Origin of the sequence: Pseudomonas sivasensis (genome assembly GCF_013778505.1) — a bacterium.
Lineage (GTDB): Bacteria > Pseudomonadota > Gammaproteobacteria > Pseudomonadales > Pseudomonadaceae > Aquipseudomonas > Aquipseudomonas sivasensis.
The window spans coordinates 1-536 of record NZ_JAAOWU010000052.1; the positions used below are offsets into that span (position 1 = coordinate 1).

General features: G+C 61.2%; 2 protein-coding genes. Both read left to right on the forward strand.

What is annotated here, in order from left to right:
• A partial coding sequence (locus G9Q84_RS29040; protein ID WP_477749766.1) for a fimbrial biogenesis chaperone occupies positions 1-242 on the forward strand: 242 nt, incomplete at its 5' end.
• Between the two features lie 41 nt (positions 243-283).
• Positions 284-536, forward strand: a 253-nt coding sequence (locus G9Q84_RS29045; RefSeq protein WP_181644546.1) for a hypothetical protein, incomplete at its 3' end; no start/stop codon positions are given.

Consider the following 536-nt stretch of genomic DNA (forward strand, 5'->3'; position numbering starts at 1 on the left):
TGGCGCAAGTGAACTGGAAGGCCAATGCCGGCGCGCTGATGTTCAACAACACGTCCAAATTCCATGTTGTGGTCAGCGAGCTGAAGCTCAACGGCCAGCCGATCACCCAGGCACCGGATGTGCTGCGCCCCGGCCAACAGCAGGAACTAGCGATCCAGGCCAAGCCCGGTGATGAAGTGCAAATGAGCTACATCGATGACTACGGCAGCGTCGTGACCGCCCCCGTCGTCCGCCTTCACTGATACCCAAGCGCCAACCTCGAAACGCCATTTCAGGAACGCCCATGCCCCGTTCACTCCCATTCATGCGCCGTTGCGCCATGAAGGCTTTCGGCTGCCCGATCGCGGCGGCCTTGGCCTTGCATTTGGCCCCTGCACAGGCTGGCTACGAGTTCGATGCGTCGTTCCTTGAGATCGGCGGCGGGCAGAGTTCGGCCGCCGTGAAACAACAGGTCAGCGCCATGAGCGAAGGCCAGTTGCCGGGGATTTACCGGGTAGACGTGTTGGTCAATGAGCATTCGGTCGAGCAGCGCGATG